The 22,623-nt window shown below is 64.6% G+C and carries 21 protein-coding genes and 1 tRNA gene; 9 read left to right on the top strand and 13 right to left on the bottom strand.

Annotated features, from left to right (window positions below; all coding sequences use genetic code 11):
• Positions 1–187 precede the first annotated feature (187 nt).
• The 3 genes from Q8P38_05140 to Q8P38_05130 are packed head-to-tail and all read right to left on the bottom strand — an operon-like array spanning position 188 to position 3,617.
• Positions 188–1,678, bottom strand: coding sequence for a stealth conserved region 3 domain-containing protein (locus Q8P38_05140; protein MDP4013984.1), 1,491 nt, complete (start codon positions 1,676–1,678; stop codon positions 188–190).
• A 17-nt stretch (positions 1,679–1,695) separates the two neighbouring features.
• Positions 1,696–2,388: a phosphocholine cytidylyltransferase family protein gene (locus tag Q8P38_05135; protein ID MDP4013983.1), complete on the bottom strand. Its 693-nt coding sequence runs from the start codon at positions 2,386–2,388 to the stop codon at positions 1,696–1,698.
• A 29-nt stretch (positions 2,389–2,417) separates the two neighbouring features.
• A complete protein-coding gene (locus tag Q8P38_05130) occupies positions 2,418–3,617 on the bottom strand; it encodes a hypothetical protein (GenBank protein MDP4013982.1) in 1,200 nt (399 codons plus the stop codon).
• 88 nt (positions 3,618–3,705) lie between these two features.
• Between Q8P38_05130 and Q8P38_05125 the strand changes: the two genes are divergently transcribed.
• From Q8P38_05125 to Q8P38_05100, 6 genes are all read left to right on the top strand, one after another.
• Positions 3,706–4,905: a hypothetical protein gene (locus tag Q8P38_05125; protein ID MDP4013981.1), complete on the top strand. Its 1,200-nt coding sequence runs from the start codon at positions 3,706–3,708 to the stop codon at positions 4,903–4,905.
• A gap of 48 nt (positions 4,906–4,953) precedes the next feature.
• Complete coding sequence (locus Q8P38_05120; GenBank protein ID MDP4013980.1) at positions 4,954–6,219, top strand: CDP-glycerol glycerophosphotransferase family protein; 1,266 nt, start codon at positions 4,954–4,956, stop codon at positions 6,217–6,219.
• A 116-nt stretch (positions 6,220–6,335) separates the two neighbouring features.
• Entirely contained in the window at positions 6,336–7,100 is a 765-nt protein-coding gene (locus Q8P38_05115) for an ABC transporter permease (protein ID MDP4013979.1), read from the top strand.
• Complete coding sequence (locus Q8P38_05110; GenBank protein ID MDP4013978.1) at positions 7,097–7,876, top strand: hypothetical protein; 780 nt, start codon at positions 7,097–7,099, stop codon at positions 7,874–7,876. The genes Q8P38_05115 and Q8P38_05110 overlap by 4 nt, the downstream gene beginning before the upstream one ends.
• A 30-nt stretch (positions 7,877–7,906) precedes the next feature.
• Entirely contained in the window at positions 7,907–9,622 is a 1,716-nt protein-coding gene (locus Q8P38_05105; protein ID MDP4013977.1) for a DUF5941 domain-containing protein, read from the top strand.
• Positions 9,615–10,418: a CDP-alcohol phosphatidyltransferase family protein gene (locus Q8P38_05100; protein MDP4013976.1), complete on the top strand. Its 804-nt coding sequence runs from the start codon at positions 9,615–9,617 to the stop codon at positions 10,416–10,418. The genes Q8P38_05105 and Q8P38_05100 overlap by 8 nt, the downstream gene beginning before the upstream one ends.
• 22 nt (positions 10,419–10,440) lie before the next feature.
• Here the strand turns inward: Q8P38_05100 and Q8P38_05095 are convergent, their stop codons facing one another.
• Positions 10,441–10,785, bottom strand: a complete 345-nt coding sequence (locus Q8P38_05095; protein MDP4013975.1) for a hypothetical protein — start codon at positions 10,783–10,785, stop codon at positions 10,441–10,443.
• A 58-nt stretch (positions 10,786–10,843) separates the two neighbouring features.
• Here Q8P38_05095 and Q8P38_05090 point away from each other — a divergent pair, with 58 nt between their 5' ends.
• Positions 10,844–12,031, top strand: coding sequence for a DUF2183 domain-containing protein (locus tag Q8P38_05090; GenBank protein MDP4013974.1), 1,188 nt, complete (start codon positions 10,844–10,846; stop codon positions 12,029–12,031).
• A 36-nt stretch (positions 12,032–12,067) separates the two neighbouring features.
• On the opposite strand, the gene Q8P38_05085 is transcribed toward Q8P38_05090, so the two are convergent.
• The 6 genes from Q8P38_05085 to Q8P38_05060 all read right to left on the bottom strand — a co-directional run bounded on the left by Q8P38_05085 (position 12,068) and on the right by Q8P38_05060 (position 18,635).
• On the bottom strand, positions 12,068–12,625 hold the full coding sequence (locus tag Q8P38_05085) for an AAA family ATPase (protein ID MDP4013973.1): 558 nt from the start codon (positions 12,623–12,625) through the stop codon (positions 12,068–12,070).
• Between the two features lie 75 nt (positions 12,626–12,700).
• Positions 12,701–13,213, bottom strand: coding sequence for a hypothetical protein (locus Q8P38_05080; GenBank protein ID MDP4013972.1), 513 nt, complete (start codon positions 13,211–13,213; stop codon positions 12,701–12,703).
• A 44-nt stretch (positions 13,214–13,257) separates the two neighbouring features.
• A complete protein-coding gene (locus Q8P38_05075; protein ID MDP4013971.1) occupies positions 13,258–14,517 on the bottom strand; it encodes a lipase family protein in 1,260 nt (419 codons plus the stop codon).
• A gap of 49 nt (positions 14,518–14,566) precedes the next feature.
• Positions 14,567–16,222, bottom strand: coding sequence for a phosphoglucomutase (alpha-D-glucose-1,6-bisphosphate-dependent) (pgm, locus tag Q8P38_05070; protein MDP4013970.1), 1,656 nt, complete (start codon positions 16,220–16,222; stop codon positions 14,567–14,569).
• Positions 16,219–17,337, bottom strand: a complete 1,119-nt coding sequence (locus Q8P38_05065; GenBank protein MDP4013969.1) for a hypothetical protein — start codon at positions 17,335–17,337, stop codon at positions 16,219–16,221. The genes pgm and Q8P38_05065 overlap by 4 nt, the downstream gene beginning before the upstream one ends.
• Positions 17,337–18,635 carry an alpha/beta fold hydrolase gene (locus Q8P38_05060; GenBank protein ID MDP4013968.1) on the bottom strand — a complete coding sequence of 433 codons (1,299 nt, stop codon included), beginning with the start codon at positions 18,633–18,635 and terminating at the stop codon, positions 17,337–17,339. The genes Q8P38_05065 and Q8P38_05060 overlap by 1 nt, the downstream gene beginning before the upstream one ends.
• Before the next feature lie 122 nt (positions 18,636–18,757).
• On the opposite strand from Q8P38_05060, the gene Q8P38_05055 reads away from it, so the two are divergent.
• On the top strand, positions 18,758–18,982 hold the full coding sequence (locus Q8P38_05055; GenBank protein MDP4013967.1) for a PLD nuclease N-terminal domain-containing protein: 225 nt from the start codon (positions 18,758–18,760) through the stop codon (positions 18,980–18,982).
• A 49-nt stretch (positions 18,983–19,031) separates the two neighbouring features.
• Positions 19,032–20,546, top strand: a complete 1,515-nt coding sequence (glpK, locus tag Q8P38_05050) for a glycerol kinase GlpK (protein ID MDP4013966.1) — start codon at positions 19,032–19,034, stop codon at positions 20,544–20,546.
• Positions 20,547–20,687: 141 nt separating this feature from the next.
• Here glpK and Q8P38_05045 read toward each other — a convergent pair whose 3' ends face one another.
• The 3 genes from Q8P38_05045 to Q8P38_05035 all read right to left on the bottom strand — a co-directional run bounded on the left by Q8P38_05045 (position 20,688) and on the right by Q8P38_05035 (position 22,560).
• A complete protein-coding gene (locus Q8P38_05045; GenBank protein MDP4013965.1) occupies positions 20,688–21,683 on the bottom strand; it encodes a Fic family protein in 996 nt (331 codons plus the stop codon).
• Between the two features lie 128 nt (positions 21,684–21,811).
• Positions 21,812–22,402 (bottom strand): cache domain-containing protein, encoded by a 591-nt coding sequence (locus Q8P38_05040; protein ID MDP4013964.1) that lies wholly within the window; start codon positions 22,400–22,402, stop codon positions 21,812–21,814.
• An 85-nt stretch (positions 22,403–22,487) separates the two neighbouring features.
• Positions 22,488–22,560: transfer RNA gene (locus Q8P38_05035), tRNA-Arg, on the bottom strand.
• Between the last annotated feature and the right edge of the window lie 63 nt (positions 22,561–22,623).

Raw genomic sequence — 22,623 nt, 5'->3', positions numbered from 1 at the left:
ACCCGCGACACCGAGCCAGACCAACCCGGGGCGGGCCAACCCGGGGTCGGGGAACCCTCCGCAGGCGATCCATCCCAGCCGTGGTGGACCGTCACCCCGACACCGCGACACCGATGGCGAAGACCCCCGCCCTAGCCACGCAGGCACGGACCTCGGAGGAACCGGGCTCGGCCCCCGGCCCGTGAGTTCACGCGCCCGAATCAGCCTCGAACGAGCTCGGGAAAGGGTGGATCCACTCCATGGCGCTCACCAACTGTGCGACATCCTCAGCACGGGCGTCGTCGCGCTGGTTCAGGGTCACGAAATCTGTCATGTATTTCGCGGACCTCAGGTCAGCCAAAGCCCGAGCCGACGATGGGTCCCCTACGTCGATTACCCGGCACGTCGCCTTCGATGGGGCAGCGGCCCCTCGCAGCAGAGAGTCCCAGTGGTGCAGCAGGATCGGGGGTATGTCGGTGTTCCGCCGAACTCGCGCGTGCTCTGTTCGACCGAGTTCCTCCGGGGCGCGGCGCCACAAGTCATCCAGGTAGGAGCGGCGCATGGCGTGAGCCACGTGCAGCAGAGTCCGGTCGATCTCGCGCCCGTACCAGGACCGCAGAATCCTCCGTGCGTTGTCGGCAGCCATGGCCGGGGCTGTGTCCAGCGGGTGCCCGGGGAGGCCGATCGGCTTGCGTGACAGGTAGATCACCGGATGACCAGTGGGCCCGAAGAACCGGTCCGTGCCCAGTGGGTTGCACGCGAACACGTCGTCATTGAAGTACACGAACTGCTCGGCGAGGCCCGGGATGCGATGCAGTGCCGCCTCGATGGCGTGGCTGTTGAACGTGGGGAGCGCTGCCGTCGGCAGGATCTCGCTGTGATGGACGAACCTGATCTTCGGATGGTCGGCCAGCCACTCAGGACGGCGGTTCCCGGAAACGACATGGATCATCCGCACCCAGGGGAGGTTCGCTTCGATGCCCCGCAAGGCGTAGCGCAGCTCGCCGGAGTCGCGGAAGCGCCCTGGGGTCAGCGCGAACGGCAGAAGTCCCGGGTCGCCCGTCGACTCCTCGGCGATCCGCTGGAAGTCAGCCCGCCACGTCTCGTCAGCATCCGTGACCCACGTGATCACGACATCCACCGGATCGGCAGTCTGATCAGATCTTGGCACTGGCGCGTCAAGACAGCCAACTGCCACCCCCTCGGGGAGCCACATGGTTACGGGGTTGCTCGAATCCGTCGAGATGCCCCCCATCGGGTCGGGCCTCCACAGGTTCACCTCGACTGCCCCGGCCTCGGCGATAGGCCTGCCGCCCGAGACGTGCTCGACCATCCGGTACACCTGCATGACCCGCTGCGGCTCAAGGCGGTCGAACCACGCGGGCCCACCTATGCGGCAGGCTCTCCGGTCCTGACGGATCCACCATGTCCCGTCGCCCAGCTCAGTTTCGGCGAACAGGCGCCACAGCTCGGAGGAGGCGATTACTCCTACTCGCACGCGTGTGGGCTGGAACCCCGCGACCGGGAACGTCGCTACCCCCCATTCGCTCAGAAGCGAGATGACGCGCTCGCGGTGTTCCAGGGAAAGCTCATGGGGGAGTGCCCGGGCGCGGCGCTCCGGGGGCGGTGGAGGCGGAGGCGCTGGCTCTGGTTTGGGTATCAGTCCAACGCGCCGGGCCAATCTCGTCAGGACCGGCACCTGCGCGGGCCCGGCACTCAACGGATCGATCGGTTGGCTCGTTCGAGATCGGCCTCGAAGTCGACCTCCACCGCGAACAGGTCCGTGATGTCCACAGGAAGGACGCGCAGGTCCTCTTTCTCGATGGCTACTTCGATTCCCCGCTCGAAGTAGTCCTGATCCTCGACGTCCGCCAGGTGGGTAATGAGCAGGTCCTTGTCATGCGCGGCCACGAAGTTGATGCCGACGGCCTCCCCCAGGGGGCTGGCCACAGTCTTGGACAGCTCAAGGACGAATCCGGCTTCATCCACCGAGTACTTGACTTCCTCCTCGCCGACGGTTGCGGTGTTGACGCACACGAAGCTTCGGTCATCCCGCATCAGCGGATCGATCCGCGTCAGGATGCGCGGATCGAAGACAACATCGCCATTCATCCACAGCACGCCTGCCGAACCTGAGACCCGCAGTGCCTTGAGCAGGCTCTTCGACGTGTTGGTCTGGTCGAACATCTCGTTGTAGACGTAGAGCACGTCAGGGAAGCGCTCCATGATCAGTTCGCACTTGAAGCCGACGACGATCACGATCTGGTGGTCGGGCAGCGCCGAGCCGAGGTTCTCGATCTGTTGCTGCATGATCGACCGGCCGTCTTCCAGCGGCGTCAACGGCTTGGGGAATGGTCGCCCGAGCCGGGTGCCCATTCCGGCCGCCAGGATCACTGCCTGCCCCGCCACTCGATCACCTCCGCGTAGTTGACGCTACCTCAGACGGATGGGCCGGACCCGCGTTGCGCCGCGCGAGCCTTCCACTGTTTCTTAGCTCTGCGCAGCCGGTGGGAGGCTCGGGTGCGGAACGTCGGCTTCTTCGTACTCCCAGACCGACCGCGCACAGCGGGGATCCGCTCCGCCATGCCGCGAACAGCGATCTCGCAGGCTTCCAGCGGCAGGGTCGGGCTCGCGTGATCCAACGCGACCACGTCGCGGTCCACGGGCGTCGCGAGGGAGTTCAGATCGCCGAGCACGCAGACTCCCGACTCGCGGATCCGCACGATTGAGTCCAGCGCCACCCGGAGGAGTTCCTCCTGTGCCCACACCGGGGTTACCAGCATCGGTTCGTCCGGCGCCGGATCGCGTTGCTCGACTAGTGCGCGGACAAGTCCGCGGCGGACATAGCGTTCGTACCAGGCCCAGTCCCTCGGGCCCCGGAAGGCCAGGTTCAGCTTCAGCAGTAGAGCCGACTCCGCAGCGGTCATGGAGCGGTTCGCTATGACCTGGCGGTTGGCGAGCAGCGTTGAAGCCGGGATGGACAGCAACCGAGCCACATCACGGAAGAGACTCTCGCGGTCGGCTGGATCGAGCACGATGACGACTAGGTTCTCCGGGCCGACGAGCCGTGTCCATCTGTCTACGAGTGCCGCGTAGTCGCCCCGCATCCAGTACGGCTGTTCTTGTGGATCGCCCTCATAGGGCAGAACCGTGTGGAGCCACTCCTCGTAGGTGAGCCGGTGGCCGTACTTGAGGAACTGCTGGTAGCTGCTCGGCGTGAGTGCGGCCAGTGGGCGCAGCGTGATGACCACGACTGTGCGGCGGTCGCCCATTCCACGGATCACGGACTCGGCCTTTTCGCCGCTGGCCACGGTCAGGAATTCGCTGCTGATGACAACGCGATCGGGCGAGTTCGCTACCTCGGAAACGAGTTCATGCCACGGTGCGGGATCGACCTGCTCCGGTTGCGCCCCCCAGCCCCATGGTTCCCGCAGGGCCGCGCGCACTGCGGCGTGGTGGGACTGCTTGGCACCTGGGTACAGGACACCGAGGGACTCAAGCTCCGGTCTCGATGCGGCCAGGGCTGCTTGCAGCGCCGTGGTCCCCGTCTTGGGCACTCCGATGTGCAAAAGGACGGACCCGTCGCCCGGTTTCAACACGGGCGCGGGCGCGTCCGACTCGGATCCGGAAACGCTCACGCGTGGAGAGTACCCACTTGCTGACTCCCCGGCTGATCTAGGCGACGTGTCAGATGATGTCTCAGGGCGGCATGACTACGCTGGGCCGGTGACTTCAGAATCCTTCCGTGAGGACAGTGCGCGGCTGGAGCCCGTCCCCGCAGGATGCGTGCTTCTGCATGTTGGGGTGCACAAGACGGGCACAACTGCTCTGCAGACGACCCTGGCGCACAAACGGTCAGACCTGCGTGACCGTGGAGTGCTGTATCCGGGCAACGGGAAGTATCACCACCGAAGCATGCTCGCGTTCCTGGAGCGGCCGTTTGGCTGGAGGAAGAAGGGGGCTTTCACCTACGAGCGCGTCTACTGGGACAAGCTCAAGAAGGAGGCCACGTCTTTCCCCGAAGGCCGGACAATCATCAGCAGCGAGCTTCTTGATGACATAGACGCTGAGGTGGCTCGCGAATTGGTCGACGAGTTAGGCGGACCCGGTCGGGTCGAAGTCGTTATCTCGCTGAGGTCTCTGGCATCGATTCTGCCTTCCGTTTGGCAACAGACGGTCAAGTCGGGAGCCCGTAGTCGCTTTGAGGACTGGCTGGAGCTGGTGTTCGCCGAGCCGAGGCGCCGAGCGGTGGCCCGGTTCTGGAAGCGGCATGATCATGCTGACCAGGTTTCACGTTGGGCGCAGGTCGTTGGGCCGCAGGGAGTTCACGTGATTATCGTCCGGGAGGGGGACCGCCTCGCCGTACCAAGGGCCTTCGCTCAACTCCTCGACCTGCCCGACGACTTCCTGGCCGCCGACGGGACCGCTTCGGGGAATAGATCGATGACGGCTCCTGAGGCTGAGTTCATCCGCCAGCTGAACGAGTCCGTCGTCGATGACCTTGATTGGCCCACCTACTACCGGCAGATCAGGCAAGGGCTGACGCGGTCAATGGTTGAGGACCGGGTCCCCGGCGCTCAAGAGCCGGGCATCGCGACACCGGAATGGGCGCGCAAGAAGGCTCACGAGCGCGATGAGGAGTTCGCGGACAAGATCGACGCGATGGACGTACACGTTGTCGGGAGCACGGCCACATTGCGTGACGGCGGCGCTCAGATCGCCGACGACACTGCCTCGGCTGAGGCGACGACACCCACCGATGTTCCGATCGAAGCTGCGACTATCGCTGTCAAGGGGCTCCTGGCCGTGGGATTCCCGGCGAAGTCGCGCAAGAAGAGTGTCGCGACGTCCACTGCTCCCGACTTGGGATTGTTCGCGCGGGCCAAGCGACGGGCCCGTGCGACCCTGCACAGCGACGGATCGTAGGCGCGGCGTGTCTTTGGGCTCGGCGTGCCGCACGATTACACTCTGGCTGTGAATGTGCGAAGGAGCTTGTCCAGAATCCGTGGTGCGGCTCGCGCGGAACGCGACAGAATCGCGGCGGAAAGAGAGTGGGCGGCTATTCCCGCCACGCCGAGGAAGCCCGGGCCTTACGAAGTCATCTTGTACTTCCCCGACAACGTGACCAATCTGTATCAGGTCCGTCAGTGGTACGGCCCGCTGCGGGAACTGGACCGCCACGTCAGGACCGTCGTTCTGACCCGCCAGGTGACGGCCGCCGCCGCGATCGGGAGCGAGTGTCCAGTCGATGTCGAGTATCTCCCCGCGATCGAGGACGTTGAGCTATTCGTCGCCGACAACAACGTGAAGATGTTCCTATACGTGAACAACAACAACCGGAACATGAGCATGCTTCGGTTCGCTGACGCTGTGCACGTGTCGATCTGTCACGGGGAGAGCGACAAGAGCTACATGGTTTCCGGCGTTCACAACGCGTTCGACTTCGCGTTCATCGCTGGCGAGGCGGCTGCGCGGCGGCTCGGCAAGGCCTTCCTCCACTACGACGTGCAAGAGCGAACGCGGCAGATCGGCCGCCCACAGCTGGACTGTATCCAGCCGCCTCCAATCTTCGTCCGAAGCGACGACCGGAAGATCATCTTCTACGCACCGACGTGGGAGGGAGATCGTCGCAGCATGCGGTATGGCTCGCTGGCCACTCACGGAGAACGGATACTGCGCGCGCTAACGGCGAGCGATCGCTACCGTCTCATCGTCCGGGTTCATCCCCGCAGCGGCGTGGACCAGCCCGAGTACAGGGCGGCGATCGCCCGCTCACGCAAGTTGCTTCAGGCCGCCAACAAAGCTGACCCGGGCGCTGGACACATCTGGGACATGACGCCGCACCTGGACTGGCAGTTCGGGGTCGCGGACGCGTGCATTAGCGACATCTCCGCTGTAGCGGTCGATTGGTTGGCCACACTGAAGCCAATGGTCATCACTGAGCCAGTGGAACCGGAGGCACAAGGGATGGGCGGATTCCTTGAGAGCATGGACCTGCTGAAGCCCGCCGACGCCGATCGACTTCCGGCGATCCTCGACGAGATGCTCGTCGGCACCGATTACCAGGAGCGGATGGCACCGTGGGCCGCTCACTACTTCGGGGACACGGCCCCTGGGCAACAACTGCGCCGTTGGGTTGACGCCTGCATTGAAATCATGCGGACCAGGGACAAGCTCGATGAGCTTCGCCAGGAGCGGAGATCCCGCAGCGATGGACTGACGTCGGCCAGGGCGCACTAGCAATGCCGACAGCAGCTGGACCTATCGAGTCCAGTCAACGTCCCCCGGCTGCCGGAGAGGGGCGCAAGAGGCGTCGCGGCGGCAGGGATTCCCTGTCGCACACGGTGCGTAGCATCGTGACCCACCGCAGAACGCTAGCTCTTCTCACGCGGCAGGACATCAAGTCTTCGTACGATCGCTTCCGGCTCGGAATCCTTTGGACGCTGGCAGAACCGTTCCTCTTCGCCGTGATGATGTGGTTCGTCTTCACTTACATATTCGGAGGCGTGCGAGTCGGATTGGCACCGATGGTCGTCTACTTGGTGACCGGTCTGTATCCGTTCACCTGGCTTGGGACCGCCATCAGGAAGGGTCCCAAGACATTCACGAAGTTCGACGATCTGCTCTTGTTCAGTCCGCTTCCGGTCATGTTTTGGCCGATGCGCTGGGTTCTACTGGGTTTGAGCGAGTTCCTCTTGTCGTTCCCAGTGATCGCCGCGTTCGTGATCTTGGGAGGTAAGCCACCCACTTGGGGACTGATCTTGTTCCCGGTCGCGATGGCGCTGCAGTTCATTCTCTGCATGGCGTTCGCGATGATCGGAGCCGCCCTGGCCGTGAATCTGCCGGACGTCGCCATGATTTCGGGGGTCGTCCTGCGCATGTTCTTCTGGCTCAGCCCGATCTTTTGGGCGACCAGAGACTTCCCATCATGGTTCGGATCATTGCTGTATGTGAATCCTTTCTACGGCATCCTGGGTTTCTACCGGGCCTCTCTGTGGCCCGATGAGGTACTCGTGTCTTGGACGGGTTACGCGACTAGTTTCGGCGTCACTCTGGCCTTGTTCGTATTCGGCCTGGTCCTGTTGCGGTCACGCGTGGATGAGATACGGCGGGTCGAGTGAAGCCGACCGCTGCCCTCGCCGATGTTGGCGCACGGGGGCTGATCGTCAAGCGCACTCGGCGGCGCTTCTCCCGCATCCCGACGCTGGCCGGTGGCAAGGACCGTCGCCCCTACTGGATCCTGCGTAACGTCACCATGGAGGTGAACCCGGGCGAGGCTTTGTTCATCGTGGACTCAAGTACCCACCGCCGTCAGACCGTGATGAGGCTGATGTCCGGACTGGTTGATCCGGACGAAGGCTCCGTTGTCGTTCCGCCGAGGTCGCTTCTGCTTCCGGTGCCGCGCTTCCGACAGGTGAAGACTCTGAGCATCGGGCAGTCCCTGCGTCTTCTGGCGGGCATCCACGGCATGACGGATCGTGAGATAGACGAGCGGTTCGATTCGATCGCGGAACGTGCCGGTGTCCGAAGGATCATCCATCGCCCGGTCGATGAGACCTCGTCATTCATGCTTCGGCAGTTGGCCTTCTGCGTGGCTACGAGTGCGCCGGTGAATCTGTTGGCGCTTGACTCAATGGCCGAGGTGGGGACACAGGGCTTCCGGCCCACGTGCGTTCCGCAACTTCAGGACTTGATGTCCAAGGGCATGGCGCTGGTCGTGGTGAGCCGAGACCCGAAGCTGCTGAGGACCTTGGCTACCAGGGTCGTCTTGCTCACAGCGAAGGGCGCTGCGCCGGTAGACCCTGACACGGCCGTCCAAGTAATGCGCACGATGCGATCTGAGGCTCGCGTTGGCCGCCGTCGCACCGACGAGGATGATCGCGATGACGAGGTGTAGCCCGGGCGCTTCCGGCCGACGCTTGGGCGCATGGCGCAAGAGCCAGCCGTGATCACAGTTGCCGGGACGGATCTTTCGGGATCCCTGTTCCGTGCCGCCGACGAGCTGGACGGCCAGGGTGGACCGGTCGTGCTGGTTTCGGATCGTTCGCGCCTGCCGGCCGGGGCTATGGAAGACCTGTGTTCGGGGCGGCCTAGAGCGACGACGGCGTTCGTGACACGCCAGGGGGAGCCGTCGCTCCGGGTGCTGCATCACCGGATCGTCGATGTGGGCACGAGTCGGCATCGTGCAGCGGATCCGGATGCTGCGACCGTCGGCCTGATGTGGATCGGCGCCTCTGACCGAGCCAGGGCCGCACGCGCCCTGCGCGATGCGGCCGCGCTTGCCCAGAGTTGGGGTGTGACCGGCGATGACCCCTTCGGCTGGGCCTTGTTGGCCGTTGTCCGCGAAGGTGTGCCCGTGGCCGCCGAGGACATCGAGCCTTGGCCGTTGCCGGAGCCCGGCGGGGCAGTGCCGGACCTGTCGGCACAAGATGTCGCTCGGATCCGTCTGGCGCGCGCGAACCGCTCCGATGACGGCGTCTACTCCAAGCTGGTACTGCGTAGGCTCAGCAAGCCTCTCAGTGCGCTGGGAGCCCGGCGTGGATGGTCACCGAATTCGCTGACTCTTGCCTCCCTGGCGACCGGCGTGGCAGCGGCGGCATGCTTCGCGTCAGGGAACCGGGCGGCGATGATCGTCGGCGCCCTATTGCTGCAGGTCGCCCTTGTAATCGACTGTTCTGACGGTGAAGTCGCCAGACTGACCGGCCGCTTCAGCGCTGTCGGCGCCTGGCTTGACGCCTCAACTGACCGGATCAAAGAGTATCTCGTCTACGCCGGTCTCGCGGTCGGCGCCGCTGCGGCGGGAACCGACATCTGGCTGGCCGCGGCGGCCACGATGACGCTGCAAACCGTCCGGCACCTAAGTGACTACACGTTCGCACGGGTACGGGCCCAGCGGGAAACCGCGCGGGCCGCTCGCCCGCTGACCGAAACGAACGCCGCCACGGACACACAGTCGGCCCTGTTGAAGCGGTCGGCCCGGATGAACAACCGAAGCGGCCTTCGCGGGCTGAAGGACCTCATCTACTTCCCGATCGGCGAAAGATGGCTGGTCATCAGCATCACGGCTGCCATCTTGACGCCGAGCTGGACGTTCGCCGCACTGCTGGTGTTGGGCGCTGTGGCTCTGGCCTACTCCACAGCTGCCCGCTGCGCGCGGAGCTGGACGTGGACAGCCTCGGCCGACGGTGCTCAGGCCATCAGGGCGCAAGTCGACGCGGGACCTGTGGCGTGGCTTGCCGGTAAGGCCGTGCCAGGGACGTCCGCGGCGTTACTCCCGCTCGTGTCTGGTCGCTTCGGGTGGGCACTGCCATCGGTCGCCGGGGGAGTGGAACTCCTGGCCTGGTTGATCCTCGTCGCAGTCATCTCCCCGGGATCCTTGGCCGCCGTGTTTTGGGTGATGTTCATGATCTGCTTTCACCGGTACGACTTGATGTATCGGGCGATGGCTGGCCGCGTGGCGCCCCGGTGGCTGTTGTGGTCGTGTGGAGGCGGAGACGGCCGCGTGCTGCTCCTGGCGGTGCTTTCACTGGCAGGCGCCGCTGTTCTGGCGTCGTCGCTGCCTTGGGTCGCGGGGGTACTGGGTATCGTCGGCGTCGTGATCGCATCCGGGCAGTGGTTGATCTCCAAGGCCGCCGATGACTGAAACATCAAGGCCGACTCGCCCGACGATCGACCAGATCCGCCAGGTGTGTCAGCCGCCCGAAGTGCGGTCTCGACGATCAGCGGAGCACTGGGTCGCCGACCTCTACCTGCGACGATGGTCGCCCTACTTGACCCGCGTGTTGCTGCGCACTCCGATCAGCCCCAACGGCGTGACAGGGATCATGATCGCCACGGGCGCGGCCACCGCCTTCGCTCTGCTCATACCGGGCATGCCTGGAGTTCTCATGGCAGCCTGTCTTGGCCAGCTTCAGATGCTTTGGGACTGCTGCGACGGAGAAGTCGCGCGCTGGCAGCAGCGCTTCTCAGCTTCGGGCGTGTTCCTGGATCAGGTGGGACATTTCACCGCCGAAGGACTGATCCCGATCGCCCTGGGAATCCGGGCCAGCGGATGGCCAGGGGAGCCCATTCTCGGCAGTCCGTGGCCATTGGTCGGGTTGGTGCTTTCGGTGCTCGTCTTGTTCAACAAGTCATTGAACGAGATGGTGCACGCTGCTCGATCGGCTAGTGGCATGGATCGGCTGGATGACTCCGCCCAGATCGCCGCCCCTAGGGCGGCGGCGCCCAGGAAGCTGCGTCAGCTCACGCGCTACTTCCCGTTCCAGCGCGCCTACCACTCGGTTGAACTCACAATCATCGCCCTGGCAGCGGGGACGCTCGACGCCGTAGCTGGGAACCTCGCGCCGACGCGGTTCGCTCTGGCGGCTCTCGCTGTCTTGGCTGTGCCCGCAGTGGTCGGGCATGTCATGGCCATCCTGACCTCAAGCCGACTTCGCTGACCACTGGCCACGGCTGGCTTGGTCAGCTTGCCTGGTTCCAGCTCGTCAGATCCGAGACGGTTTCAGCTGCCGAACTCGCCAGCTCCTCGACCGTCAAGGCCCAGCTCCAAAGGGTTGCCCCCGTGCGCACGAACCGCTGCGAGACTTCCGCCGCGCCGGGATGGCCCGGGCCCGTGCCGCTGATCAGGAACGCTGTGGCGACCAACGCGACGGTCGCGACCAGGACGACTCGGGTCAGCGCACGCAGCGGATGGAACCCGAACACGCCGTCGTCATCGGGCCCGCCATACGAAATCCCGAGCTGAATACCCCGATCGGGTGAATCCTCGGGCCGGAATGCCCGACTTGTGCGGCTCGGGGCTGGCACCGGGGCCCGGAACCCCGACAGCTGTGCATCTCGGTCATGCCTCCGCCATGCTGACTGCGTGGATCCAGCTTCGCTCCCAAGACGTCTCGCGGGGTCAGCTGGGCGGTTGCTCGCCGATGCCGTGAGTGGCCCCCGGGTAGCCAAAGCGGTTTCCGATCTAGACGCCAGGTGGACTCAGCACAGGCATGACCGCAAGCTCGAGGATGGAACGCTGCGAGAGGTCCGGGTTCTCGTCCACCGAGGCTGGGTGGCGCGAGGCGTGGCCAAGGTCCACGTCCGCGTTGTGGAGGAGCCTCGCTTACCCGAAGCGGCGAGCTCGTTGCCCTACTGGGACGTGTTCACGGCGAATCTGCGCAGGCATGTGGCGCTGAGTTTCCCGGACGTGACGGTCCGGGCGCGGATCGGGCCTGCCGAGGCCAAAGCCACAACTGACCGTCGTGGGTTCGCCGCCTTGAGCCTGGACGTCGGCGATCTACACCCCGGCTGGCACCGCGTCGACGTTGCGACAGTGCCCGCGGCCACGGATGGTCCGGTCTTCCGCGGTTCGGGCAACGTGCTCAGCGCCGAGCCGGACGCGCCTCTGCTCGTCGTGAGCGACATCGATGACACGGTTCTGCGGACGGGGATGACCGAGGGGCTCACGGCGCTGCGCCGCACCCTTCTTCGTGAGGATCACTCAAGGAGGGCAGTGCCCGGGATGGCATCGCTGTACCGGGGACTCGCGCGTGGAGTGCGTTCTGCGGACGGGAAGCGGCCAGCGGAAGTTCCGTGTTTCTACGTCTCGAGCGGAAGCTGGGCCCTGTACGAGATGCTGACGCTGTTCTTGCAGATCCGGGGCTTCCCTGAGGGGCCGATCTTCCTCTCCGATTGGGGTCCGACCGATCGTTACGTGTACCGATCGGGAGAGGAGCATAAGACCCAGGCCATTGGTCGGCTGTTGTCCGCCTACCCGGACACTCCGGTCCTGCTGATCGGGGACTCTGGCCAGCAGGACCCCGAGATCTACTGCGACATAGCTAGCGGCACACCGGACCGAATCGTGGCTGTTCTCATCATCCGCACCGGCGACAAGTCTGACTCCCGGATCGTAGAGCTTCGGGGTCGGATCCGGCAGATGCGGCAGCGGGGGGTCAAGCTACTGGTCGCCGACGACGCCGCTGAAGCGGCCAGGCTGATGCTTGAACTCCGGCTGTGTGAGCCGGAGGTAGTCGACGCGGTCCGGGCAGAGATGCGAGCCCGATTCTGAAGTCGTGCCGCGCCCTGGTCCGTCAGGCTGGCCAAGTTAGGAGCTGGCGGATGTGTCCAGCACCAGATCTGCCAGTCCCCGCGATCCGAGACGCTCGAAGAACTCGGCTTCCCGGATCTTCCATCGGGTCAGATGGCCGCTGATGGCGCCGTCCCGGGACGTCAAGCGGTTGTTGAGCGTCTCCCGGGGTGCCTCCAACCAGATCCTCAGAGCGGCGACTGGACTGGTGTGCGCCTGCAGTGACCCCACGCCTTCGAGGATCAGCACGCCAGGTGGCGTGGTGACGCGCCATGAGCCGAACACGCCACGCGCCCAGTCGTAGACCAAGTGCTGCGCAGGCAGCCCTGATCGCAAGGGGGTCAGGATCCACGCGTCCACGCGCTCCGAAAGGCGGTCGTCCAGCCCTTCCCAGCCCTCGTACAGGTCATCCATGTGGATTACTTCGCTGTCGGGCAGCTCGGACGCGAGCGCAGCCGCGAATGAACTCTTCCCCGCACCGGCGGGTCCATCCACCGTCACCAGCTTGGTCCGGCCGAGCAGGGCAGGGGCAGCCCGGATCAGGGCGACTACGTCACGTTGCGTCGTGGTTCCCACGGTCCCGAGAGTAGGGATCCAGTGGCCGCGTCGCAGTGGGAGCTGACGAACCGGGTGCCCGAGCACCCTGCGGGGTCAGGTCCACTGATAGACGGACACTCCCTCGGAGGCAGCCTGCACGGCTACTGAGAGCGAGTCGAAACCTTTCGGATACTGGTTGGGCTTGAGGAACATCTTGTAGGCGGAGGTGCCGGACTTACTTGGCTTCCATCCGTTCTTGGTCAGATCCTTGACTTGTGCGGCCATGACCGCCGCGGTCTGTCCAGGAGCCGTGTACTCCACGGCAAGGATCGGATGGTCACTGGCGGTATCGATTGGGCTGCCTGTGCCGGTTGCGACGACGGTGCCCTGGGCTGGCGCGGAGATACTGGCCGGCCAGCCGGCGGGGACGGCTGACCCAGGTGTCAGCACAAGCTCCCAGTCGCCGATTTCCTTGCGTGCACCGCTCGTGGTGGGCGAGGGGCTGGGCGCCGAGGTCGTGGGGCTGCTAGTTGGCGTGGCATTGTCGGAGCTGCATCCCGCCAAAGCGAGTGAGCTCCCCAGTACCGCAGCCGCGGCTATCGGCATGACTCGATTTCGTGTCCGCATGGGCTTCCTTCCTCCGCACGCGGGGCGCGTGTCCGCCCCGGTCGCTAGCCTGACTCGGCTGACTGTAGCTCATAGGGCTTGACAGGCGGCGGTTTCTGGCAGTTCCTCTTGGGCGTATTCCCATCGAAGACATCGATGAACCAGTCAACGACGGCAGGCCCGGAGGCCTTAGCCGCGTTCTGATGATTGACCCCGCCGAGCCACTCCATGGTCAAGTCGCTGCCAGCCTCGCACCACTGCTGTTGAAGTAGGGCATTCGTGTCGGCCATGACGACCTTGTCGGCGGTGCCCTGACCAACGAACAGGGGCATAGAGGCCGGGAGCGGCTTGGCCGACTCGGTGTCGAACCGCGCCGCCCATGACGGGATCGTGAGCGGATTGACCGAGAAGTAGCGTTGACCCATTAGCTCCTGTCTGAGCGCTCCGCCGAGAGCGGACTTCAGCAGGCAGTCAAGAGCCTCGGACTCTGTGGCATTCGCAGCGGCTGGGTTCACGATTTCTGAAGGCTGCAATTCGGGAAAAACCACAGGCCAGGAGAGCATGGCCTCAGGGCCGATCACCCACGCGACGATCTTGTCCCATTGCTGATCGATGATCACTGGCAGGAGGGACGCTGGTGCTGCTGCCGCCACCCCGACCAGGTCCAGCTCCGGGGCGATGTCCTTCGCGAGCGTGCCAGTCCACAGTGCCGAATGGCCTCCCTGCGAATGACCGAACACGCCCCACTTCGTGCCGGCCTCGGCCGCGGGGACATTCCGAACCGCACGGACCGAGTTGACTACGTCGGAAGCCTCTTGTCGCCCGACCAGGTACGTGTACGGAGGAGGTGTCCCGAGCCCCGCGTAGTCGGTGGCGGTGACCACCCAGCCGAGTCCCGCCATCTGCTCCAGCCATCCCACGGTTGCCTTGAAGCTACGGTTCCCCGGAACCCGGCTCGGAACGCAGTCGGTCCCGAGCCCGACAGTTGGATGGGCCCAGGCGATTACCTTGCGCGCACCCTTCGCTGGCTTGTCGGGGATCCAGTACATGCCGCTGCTGGCCCGAGTACCCCCGGTCACGCTCTCGGTGACGTAGAGCATCCGGAATGCCCTTGAGCCGGGGACGTCGAACGCCTCCGCACGCTCAGTCCTGATGACGTCGCCGGGGCTCCCGATCAGAGGGGTCGGCGGGGAATAGAACTCATCAAGCTGAGTCTGGGACGCGCGATCCATGTCCTTGTTCCAGAAGTAGACGCTTCCCACGGCTGCCACCGCGACCAAGGCGATGACGGCGATAACGGTGACAACCAACTTCAGTACGCGCATCCTCCACTTTGTAGCGTTGATCGCGCCCGGTGTCGACCCGGTGGCCTTTTCAGGCGGGTGACAGCGCTGCTGAGACCACGTCGCGCGCTTCGTCCTGGATGCGGGCCAAGTGATCTGGCCCCAGGAAGGACTCGGCGTAGATCTTGTAGACGTTCTCAGTGCCGGAGGGTCGGGCCGCGAACCATCCGCTCTTCGCCGCCACCTTGAGCCCTCCGATAGGGGCACCGTTGCCGGGAGCTTCGGTGAGCGTTGCCGTGATCGGCTCGCCAGCCAGTTCCGTTGCCGTCACCTGATCCGGTGACAGTGACTTCAGGATCTCCTTCTCCTCACGCGTGGCTGGAGCGTCAACTCTGGCGTAGACCGGGTCGCCGAATCGGGCCGTCAATGCGTCGTAGCGCTGTGATGGTGACTTGCCCGTGACGGCCTGGATCTCCGACGCCAACAGCGCCATGATTATGCCGTCCTTGTCCGTGGTCCAGACGTGGCCGTTGCGCCGCAGGAAGGACGCTCCGGCGCTTTCCTCTCCGCCGAAGGCGATCGAGCCCGACAACAGACCTGGCACGAACCACTTGAATCCCACTGGGACTTCGATCAGGTTCCGGCCGATGGATTCGGCCACGCGGTCGATCATCGACGAGCTCACTACGGTCTTGCCCACCGCCGCCGAGCCGGGCCATTCGCCGCGTCCGCCGTAGAGGTACTCGATAGCCACTGCCAGGAAGTGGTTCGGGTTCATCAATCCGCCGTCTGGGGTGACGATCCCGTGGCGGTCAGAGTCCGCGTCGTTGCCGGTCGCGATGTCGTAGTCCGACCGACTGTCGATCAGTGACGCCATCGCGAATGGGCTGGAGCAGTCGCTGCGGATCTTGCCGTCCCAGTCGAGTGTCATGAAGCGCCAAGTCGGATCAACCGTCGGGTTCACTACGGTCAGGTCCAGCTGATGCTTCTCGGCGATCGCTGCCCAGTAGTTGACCGCGGCGCCACCAAGAGGGTCCGCGCCGATCCTTACGCCAGCCGATCGGATCACGTCTAGGTCAACGACGTTCGGTAGGTCAGCGATGTACGTGCCCATGAAGTCGTACCGGCCCGTGCTGTCAGCGGCGAGCGCGCGGCTAATCGAGATCCGGTCGACTCCGGTCATCTTGCCGCGCAAGTACGCGTTGGCCCTGTCCTGGATCCATACAGTGATCTCGGCGCCCGCTGGGCCGCCGTCAGGCGGGTTGTATTTGAATCCGCCATCCCTCGGCGGGTTGTGCGACGGGGTAACCACAACGCCGTCGGCGCGACCCGGGTCACCTGCCGACCGATCGGCGTTGTGGCCCAGAATCGCCAGGGAAACGGCGGGGGTAGGGGTGTAGGAGTCCTTCGAATCGATGAGCACGCGCACGCTGTTAGCGGCGAAGACCTCCAGCGCCGTCGTCCAGGCCGGCTCGCTCAGCCCATGCGTGTCCCTACCCATGTACAGCGGGCCCGCGATCCCCTGGTCCGCCCTGTAGTCGCATATCGCCTGGCTCGTGGCCGCGATGTGGTCGTCGTTGAACGCGGCGTCAAGGGCCGAACCCCTGTGACCTGATGTGCCGAATGCAACCTGCTGAGCGGGGATATCCGGATCTGGATGCAGCGTGTAGTAGGCGGTGATCAATGCCGGGATATCCACGAGATCGGATTCCAGGGCCTTGGTGCCGGCGCGTTCATGTTGAGTCATGCTGTTCTCCTCGCGGCCTGTTCCGCCTCAGGCGCGGCCCGGCTAGGTTGCCGGCCGCGCGAGATCATCCTCTCGGCGATCAGGTTGACCACGGCCAAGATGGCCAGCAGGGTGACCGTCACTGTTGGAGTCGGAGCTAGGACCGAGACAACGATCGCGACCACGCCGATCACGAGAGCAACCAGGAGCCCCGGAGTCGGTCGGAACTCACCGCCGTCACACCATTTGGGGTGCGCGGGAGCCACGCAGGATCCTGCGGCACGAATAGCCGCACCCCCGGCTACCACTCCCACCACAGCGACGAGCCCGCTGATCACGGCCGACAGAAGAGGCGGCGTGTAGACCGGGAAGATGTTGATCACCAGGCTCGGCAGATTGAACGCGCCGCCGTAGATCGCCAACATTCCAACGAGCGACACGAGCACGATGACGGCAAGCGTGATCGCCGCCTTCACGGTCCGGCCACGTTCCTCGGACCCCAACCCTCTGAGCACCGGATACCCGGCGCCGATTAGGACGATGCCGATCGCATACAGGATGCCCCGCTCGAGCGGGACCGGAGGGAAGCTTACGTAGGGCGAGCCAAGGCCCTTGAAGTCTCCGGCCAGGTACCCGGCGGCAACCAGTCCGACCGCGCCAACGACAAGCAGCACCAGGACCGTGCGGCTCAAGCCGACCGCAGCACCTCTTCCGGCGGCGTAGGCCACCGCTGCCAGGGCAAGAACAATGGCCACAACGACGTGGTTCAGATACGAGAAGGCGGCGATCACTGAGCCCGCCCACATGATCGCCACGGCGGCCAGACCGACGGAAATCAGGCCGCTGCACACGAGGCTGAGGCCAGCGGCGGCGGGATGACTCGCGACGTCATCCAGAGCGGGTTGGCGGCCCAGCCATCCCCCGGCGAGAACCCCCAGGAGGATCGAGACAGCTACGATCACTGCCCACATCAGGTTCATGCCGATGCTGGCGGCGTAACCACCCGCGAGCAGCCCGAGCGGCAATGCGTAGACGACGATCTGCGATGTTCGCGTCTTGTCGGCGGGTGTGCGGCCGAGTAGCCCGAGCAGCGCGACAACCGTCAAGACAGCTCCGAGAACAACTGCTACTTGCATCACAACCCCCCGCAATCAGAAGGTGCCGGCTTGTCGGCGAATCTGTCTTGGAGCCAGGAGATCGCCTCCGGGGCTCCGGTGTACAGGAGCGATGAATGGACGTCTTCCGGATACGTTTGCAGCGCCACCGTGCTTCCTTGTCTGCAGAACGTTCGCGCTGCCGCGAGGTTGATCCCCGGCACGACCGTGGTGTCCTTCAGCCCTTGCTGAATGAGGATGGGCACGGGGTACTTGTCCCAGATAGGGAAGTTCTTCGCGGCGATTCCAAGAATCGAGTTTGGCAGCGTTGGGGGCATGAACTCCTTCTTCGGGGCATCGAATGCCTCGGCGCTCGCGGATAGGCATCCGGTCAGTGCGACCTGGGCTGCGGCGATTCCCTTCTCGGTGTAGAGCTGGTCCATCTGGAACTCGTCCGGGTAGTTGGCTACCCAGGAGTTCACCACGTCTGAGATGAAGGCCATGAACGCTGCGTCTGGCTTGTCGCGGCCTGTCTCGAGGAACTTGATCAGGACTGGGGCCGGCGGGAAGATAGCTGGCGCCAGCGCGACGGTTCCCTTGATCGCCACGTCCGGGGCGTAGGCATCAGAGTCGTAGGCCGCTGACAGTGCTGAATGTCCGCCCTGGCTGTGGCCGATGATTCCGATGTTGCTCCCATCGACGGTCGCCGGGTCCAGTTTCTTGACGGCCCTGACTGAGTTCAGAACGTCGTGCGCTTCACCGTCCTGGACGAGGTAGTCAGGCGTCGCTGTTGGTCCAAGATTCGCGTAGTCGGTTGCCACGACCGCGAAGCCCGCCCCCACCAGGCCCGACATGATCTGTTCCCAGGTTCCGAAGCCGGTCGACCCCGGGGTGAACGGTGCCTGCGAGATGCCGCAGCCGGGCGCGATTCCCGTGGTCCCGTGCGCCACGGCGACGATAGGGCGGCCGTTCGGAGTGGGCGGCGGACCGGAGCGCACGGCGTACACAGCCGTCACGGCGTTGTCCACTCCTGCGGCTGTCTGGGATGTGTACATCAGCCGGTAGGCCGTGATTCCTGGAGGTGCGTCAGCGATGCGCTCAGAGCGAATCAGGCTTCCGGGGGCCTGCTCGCCTATCTTGATCTTAGGCGTGTCGTAGAAGCTGCCGCCCATGATCTGCTTCGAGCCGGAGAACTCCGGAAGCTCGACGATCGCGTGCGGCGCTGAGTTCTGGTTGGGCACGGTGTTCAGCTGAGTTGCGACAAGGACCCCGGTTCCAACGAGTCCCGCAGCGACCACGATGGCCGCTGCCCGCATACGAAAGCTGGCAGGTTCATTCATTCTGCCCTCCGACGACGTGGAGCCGATTTTCAGCACGATCGCACATCTTGGTGCCTAAGGCGCGCTGAGCGTTCGGCGTCAGCGCAGGCATCGCCATGGGGTTAGGCGTTAGCGTCGGCGGCATGTCTTGCAAGTGGGAAGACCTCAGCAGTGGGCAGCGGTGCCTCGTGATCACCGGTGCCGGGATCGAAATCGTGCTGACGACCGTGGCGCTGGTCGATCTCGTCAGGCGCCCGGCGCCTGACGTTCGCGGCCCGAAGGTTCTGTGGGGAGTGGCGTGCTTCGTGCAACCCGTGGGTCCCGTCGTGTATCTGTTGCTGGGACGTAGGCGGGCGGAAGCTTCCTAGTGAAATCCGTCAGGGTGCCCTGAGGGGCGAGAGAACAAGCGGAGGTTTCATGCCGAAAGCGATCATGGCCGTCGATCAGGGGACGACGTCAAGCAGAGCGATACTCTTCAACCACTCCGGAGCCTCGATCGCGTCGGAGATGATGGAGCACCGACAGATCTTCCCCCGTTCGGGGTGGGTCGAACACGATCCTATGGAGATCTGGGCCAACGTTCGCGAAGTCATGGGGGCCGCGCTCGCGGAGTCCGACCTGTCAGTGTCAGACATCGGCGCCGTCGGGATCACCCAGCAGCGCGAGACGACGATCGTGTGGGACCGGTTCACGGGAGAACCGGTCTACAACGCCATCGTCTGGCAGGACACTCGCACCAGGGACATCTGCGACGGGCTGGGTGCACTGGGTGGCGGCGACGACCGGTATCGGCAGCGAACCGGGCTGCCTCTGGCTACGTATTTCTGTGGCCCGAAGGTCCGGTGGATCCTGGACAACGTGCCGGGGGCACGCGAGGCGGCCGACGCTGGTCGACTCCTGATGGGCACCATCGACACCTGGCTCATCTGGAACATGACAGGCGGTCCTTCGGGCGGACTTCACATCACGGACGTCACAAACGCGTCCCGGACCTTGATGATGGATCTTCAGACCCTGGACTGGGACACAGAAATCGCCGCTGAGCTGGCGATCCCGATGTCGATGCTTCCGCAGATCCGCAGCTCATCGGAGGTCTACGGCAACATCTCGTCGCCTCAGATGATGCAAGGAATCCCGCTGTCCGGGATCCTCGGCGATCAGCAGGGCGCGACATTCGGTCAGGCGTGCCTGAGTCCGGGGGAGGCGAAGAACACCTACGGAACCGGCAACTTCATGCTGCTGAACACCGGAACCAAGCCTGTGTTCAGCGAACACGGTCTATTGACCACCGTGGCCTACAAGATTGGCTCCGCGCCGGCCGTCTACGCCCTCGAAGGCTCTGTGGCGGTGACCGGGAGCCTCGTGCAGTGGCTGCGCGACAACCTGCGGATCATTGGTTCCGCGGATGAAGTCGAGGCCCTGGCCAAGACCGTTGAGGACAACGGTGACTGCTACTTCGTGCCCGCGTTCTCCGGCCTGTTCGCTCCCTACTGGCGCTCCGACGCTCGCGGAGCCATAGTCGGGATGACGCGGTTCATCAACCAGGGCCACATCGCGCGGGCCGCCCTTGAGGCCGCGGCCTACCAGTCCCGTGAGGTCATTGACGCGATGGCGGCTGACTCCGGCGTGCCCCTGACGGCGTTGAAGGTGGATGGGGGCATGGTCGTCAACGACTTGCTCATGCAGTTCCAGTCCGACCTCCTCGGGGTTCCGGTCATCAGGCCCAAGACCATCGAGACCACGGCGCTTGGCTCCGCCTACGCCGCTGGGCTCGCGGTGGGCTTCTGGGAAGGCGAGGACGACATACGGCGGAACTGGTCGGAGGGCAAGCGCTGGGAGCCGCGGATGCCCCAGGCCGACGCCGAAGCGTTGTTCCGCCGCTGGCGCGAGGCCGTCACCCGGACGTTCGATTGGGTGCCACGGTCTGGGTGACCCGGCGCGTTCAGGTCCAGCACGACCAACGCCCCCATGGTGCGGATCCCCTACTGATCAAGCTAGTCAGCGATCTTCCACGCCTGCGGGATCGCGGAGTTCCTTGATCAGGATGGGATTCGCATCATCTCGTCTGGCAGGTCATGTCCGCTTGTAGCGGTTCCGCAGGTAGTCGTCGACCCATTTGCTGGTCGATGTCCATCGGCCATCCGGGCTCTGATCGGCTTGCAGGGCGCCCCGCGTGGCGGCCGTCCTCAGCGCGGCCGCAGATATCTCCTTTCTGGCGAGAGCGGCAATGGGCACGAGGCGGTTCGGGCCGGCCACTGCCGGGATCACGAAGCGATGGAGGTTGTCGATTATCGCCCTGGCGAGCAACTCCCCGAGCGGGCCTGGACTCCCAGCGTCTGCCTGGCGCAGCGCCTTGAGGTACTTGGATCGCTGTCGCTTGTGGATGATCACCGGTGGGTATCCGAGGCGGACGAGGATCAGGTTGATTAGCAGTCTCCCGGTTCGGCCGTTTCCGTCGAGGAATGGGTGGATTTGCTCGAATCGGCAATGGAGCCCGGCAAGGTCCTCGGGGAACTGAGGCGTGCGGGGCTGGAGTGAGTTGGCTTGCCTGATCCATCCCTCCGTCTCTGCTGGAACCAGTGACCAGCTTGGTGGAGTCATGCCGTCCGGGAACGGACGAATGTCGTGACGTCGGAAGTTCCCTGGGGACTCCGCTGGCGCAGCGTCTGGATGCGGGGCGATGTCCCAAACCGGCGTCATCGCGGTGTGGTGAACATTCCGAGTCTCAGTCAGCGTGACGAGCTCGCGATCGCCCTGTCCGAAGGGCTCGATCGCCTGCCGGTAGACCCACTCCGCCGCGTCGGCGTAGCCCTTGACTTCCATGTATTCGCTGAGCTCCTTGTTGCCAACCGCTCGGCCTTGCTCGAGGAGCGCCTCCACCTGTTTCAGGACGAGGGTGTTGCCTTCGATCGCCGTCGAATGATGGGCTTCCTCGAACCAGATGCCTCGCCACACGTCGGCCGCTTCTTCTGGCCGTGGTAGCCCACCTAGCCGGTCCCACAGCTCCGCGACCTCTGTGTCCAGTCGCGCAGAGACAGCGGATCGCGATGGGCGTCCACGTCCAGCCACGAGACCTCCAAAGTGTATGTAGAGCCGTCGCGGCGCTGAGCATACACCTCCCGCCAGAAGTGTACGTCTGGGCAATAGTTAATGTACAGAATACTTTCGACTCGGGGCTTTCCGAACCGGGCCGAGATTCAACTGGCCGTGGCCGAGGCGCTGGGGGAACCCTGGGCTGGGTAGGTGCCTGACCCGAGGAACCACTTGTCGTTGACCTTCATCACGAAGCCGAGCTTGGGCTCCTCAGCGTTGCCATGCTCCGGATTGGGCCACACGTATTCCAGCCAGCCGCTGCCCTGCCGGGCGAGGTCAGCCAGCCTCTGTATGACGGGGACGCCGTTGGGGTCCTTCATGTCGATCAGGTTCTGCCCGACCAGCTTGGGGTCGCCACCATGGGCGATCACGGTTCCGTCGAAGTCATAGGCGTAGATGTATAGCTGGCCGTCGTGGAACTCGCCGCCGGGCTGGGTAAATGCCTGCAGTGCCGCCTCTTTCCCGTTCGTCTTGGCGTAGGCGACAGCTTTCTTTACGAAACTGCGAACCTGGGCTCGGGTGGCGGGCAGTGATTCCGGTGATTGGCTCGGCGCCGTCGCGCTGGGACCCGCCGTCTCCGTGGCAGAGACTTCCGGGGTGGATGGGCCGGATGAGCACCCCGCCAGCGCCAAGGCGATTGCGAGCGGCACTGCGGCGCCTGCTGCGATCCGTGATTTCCGTGAGAACTGAGCCATGAAGCAATCTAACAAGCTCACACCCTGGAGTCCCGCCGAATGCCTATCCGGTCGGACGGCGTGCCAGCCGCCATGCGAACACGAGCGCGCCCGAAGAGATTCGAACTCCCAACCTTCTGATCCGTAGTCAGACGCTCTATCCGTTGAGCTACGGGCGCTGGCCCCGGAGATAGTAACGCTTCTCCGATGATCAACTCCACGTCGGCGTCTGAGGCCCAAGG

Source organism: Candidatus Nanopelagicales bacterium (genome assembly GCA_030700225.1).
In the GTDB taxonomy this organism is placed as follows: Bacteria; Actinomycetota; Actinomycetes; order S36-B12.
Note: the sequence above shows the minus strand (reverse complement) of the source record. Positions and strands in the feature narration are given on the sequence as shown.

Excerpts from the sequence above, each read along its gene's own strand:
- Q8P38_05105 (MDP4013977.1), top strand. The coding sequence starts at position 7,907 with ATGGCGCAAGAGCCAGCCGTGATCACAGTTGCCGGGACGGATCTTTCG.
- glpK (MDP4013966.1), top strand. The coding sequence starts at position 19,032 with ATGCCGAAAGCGATCATGGCCGTCGATCAGGGGACGACGTCAAGCAGA.
- Q8P38_05040 (MDP4013964.1), bottom strand. The coding sequence starts at position 22,402 with ATGGCTCAGTTCTCACGGAAATCACGGATCGCAGCAGGCGCCGCAGTG.
- Q8P38_05100 (MDP4013976.1), top strand. The coding sequence starts at position 9,615 with ATGACTGAAACATCAAGGCCGACTCGCCCGACGATCGACCAGATCCGC.
- Q8P38_05065 (MDP4013969.1), bottom strand. The coding sequence starts at position 17,337 with ATGCAAGTAGCAGTTGTTCTCGGAGCTGTCTTGACGGTTGTCGCGCTG.
- Q8P38_05055 (MDP4013967.1), top strand. The coding sequence starts at position 18,758 with ATGTCTTGCAAGTGGGAAGACCTCAGCAGTGGGCAGCGGTGCCTCGTG.
- Q8P38_05060 (MDP4013968.1), bottom strand. The coding sequence starts at position 18,635 with ATGAATGAACCTGCCAGCTTTCGTATGCGGGCAGCGGCCATCGTGGTC.
- Q8P38_05075 (MDP4013971.1), bottom strand. The coding sequence starts at position 14,517 with ATGCGCGTACTGAAGTTGGTTGTCACCGTTATCGCCGTCATCGCCTTG.
- pgm (MDP4013970.1), bottom strand. The coding sequence starts at position 16,222 with ATGACTCAACATGAACGCGCCGGCACCAAGGCCCTGGAATCCGATCTC.
- Q8P38_05080 (MDP4013972.1), bottom strand. The coding sequence starts at position 13,213 with ATGCGGACACGAAATCGAGTCATGCCGATAGCCGCGGCTGCGGTACTG.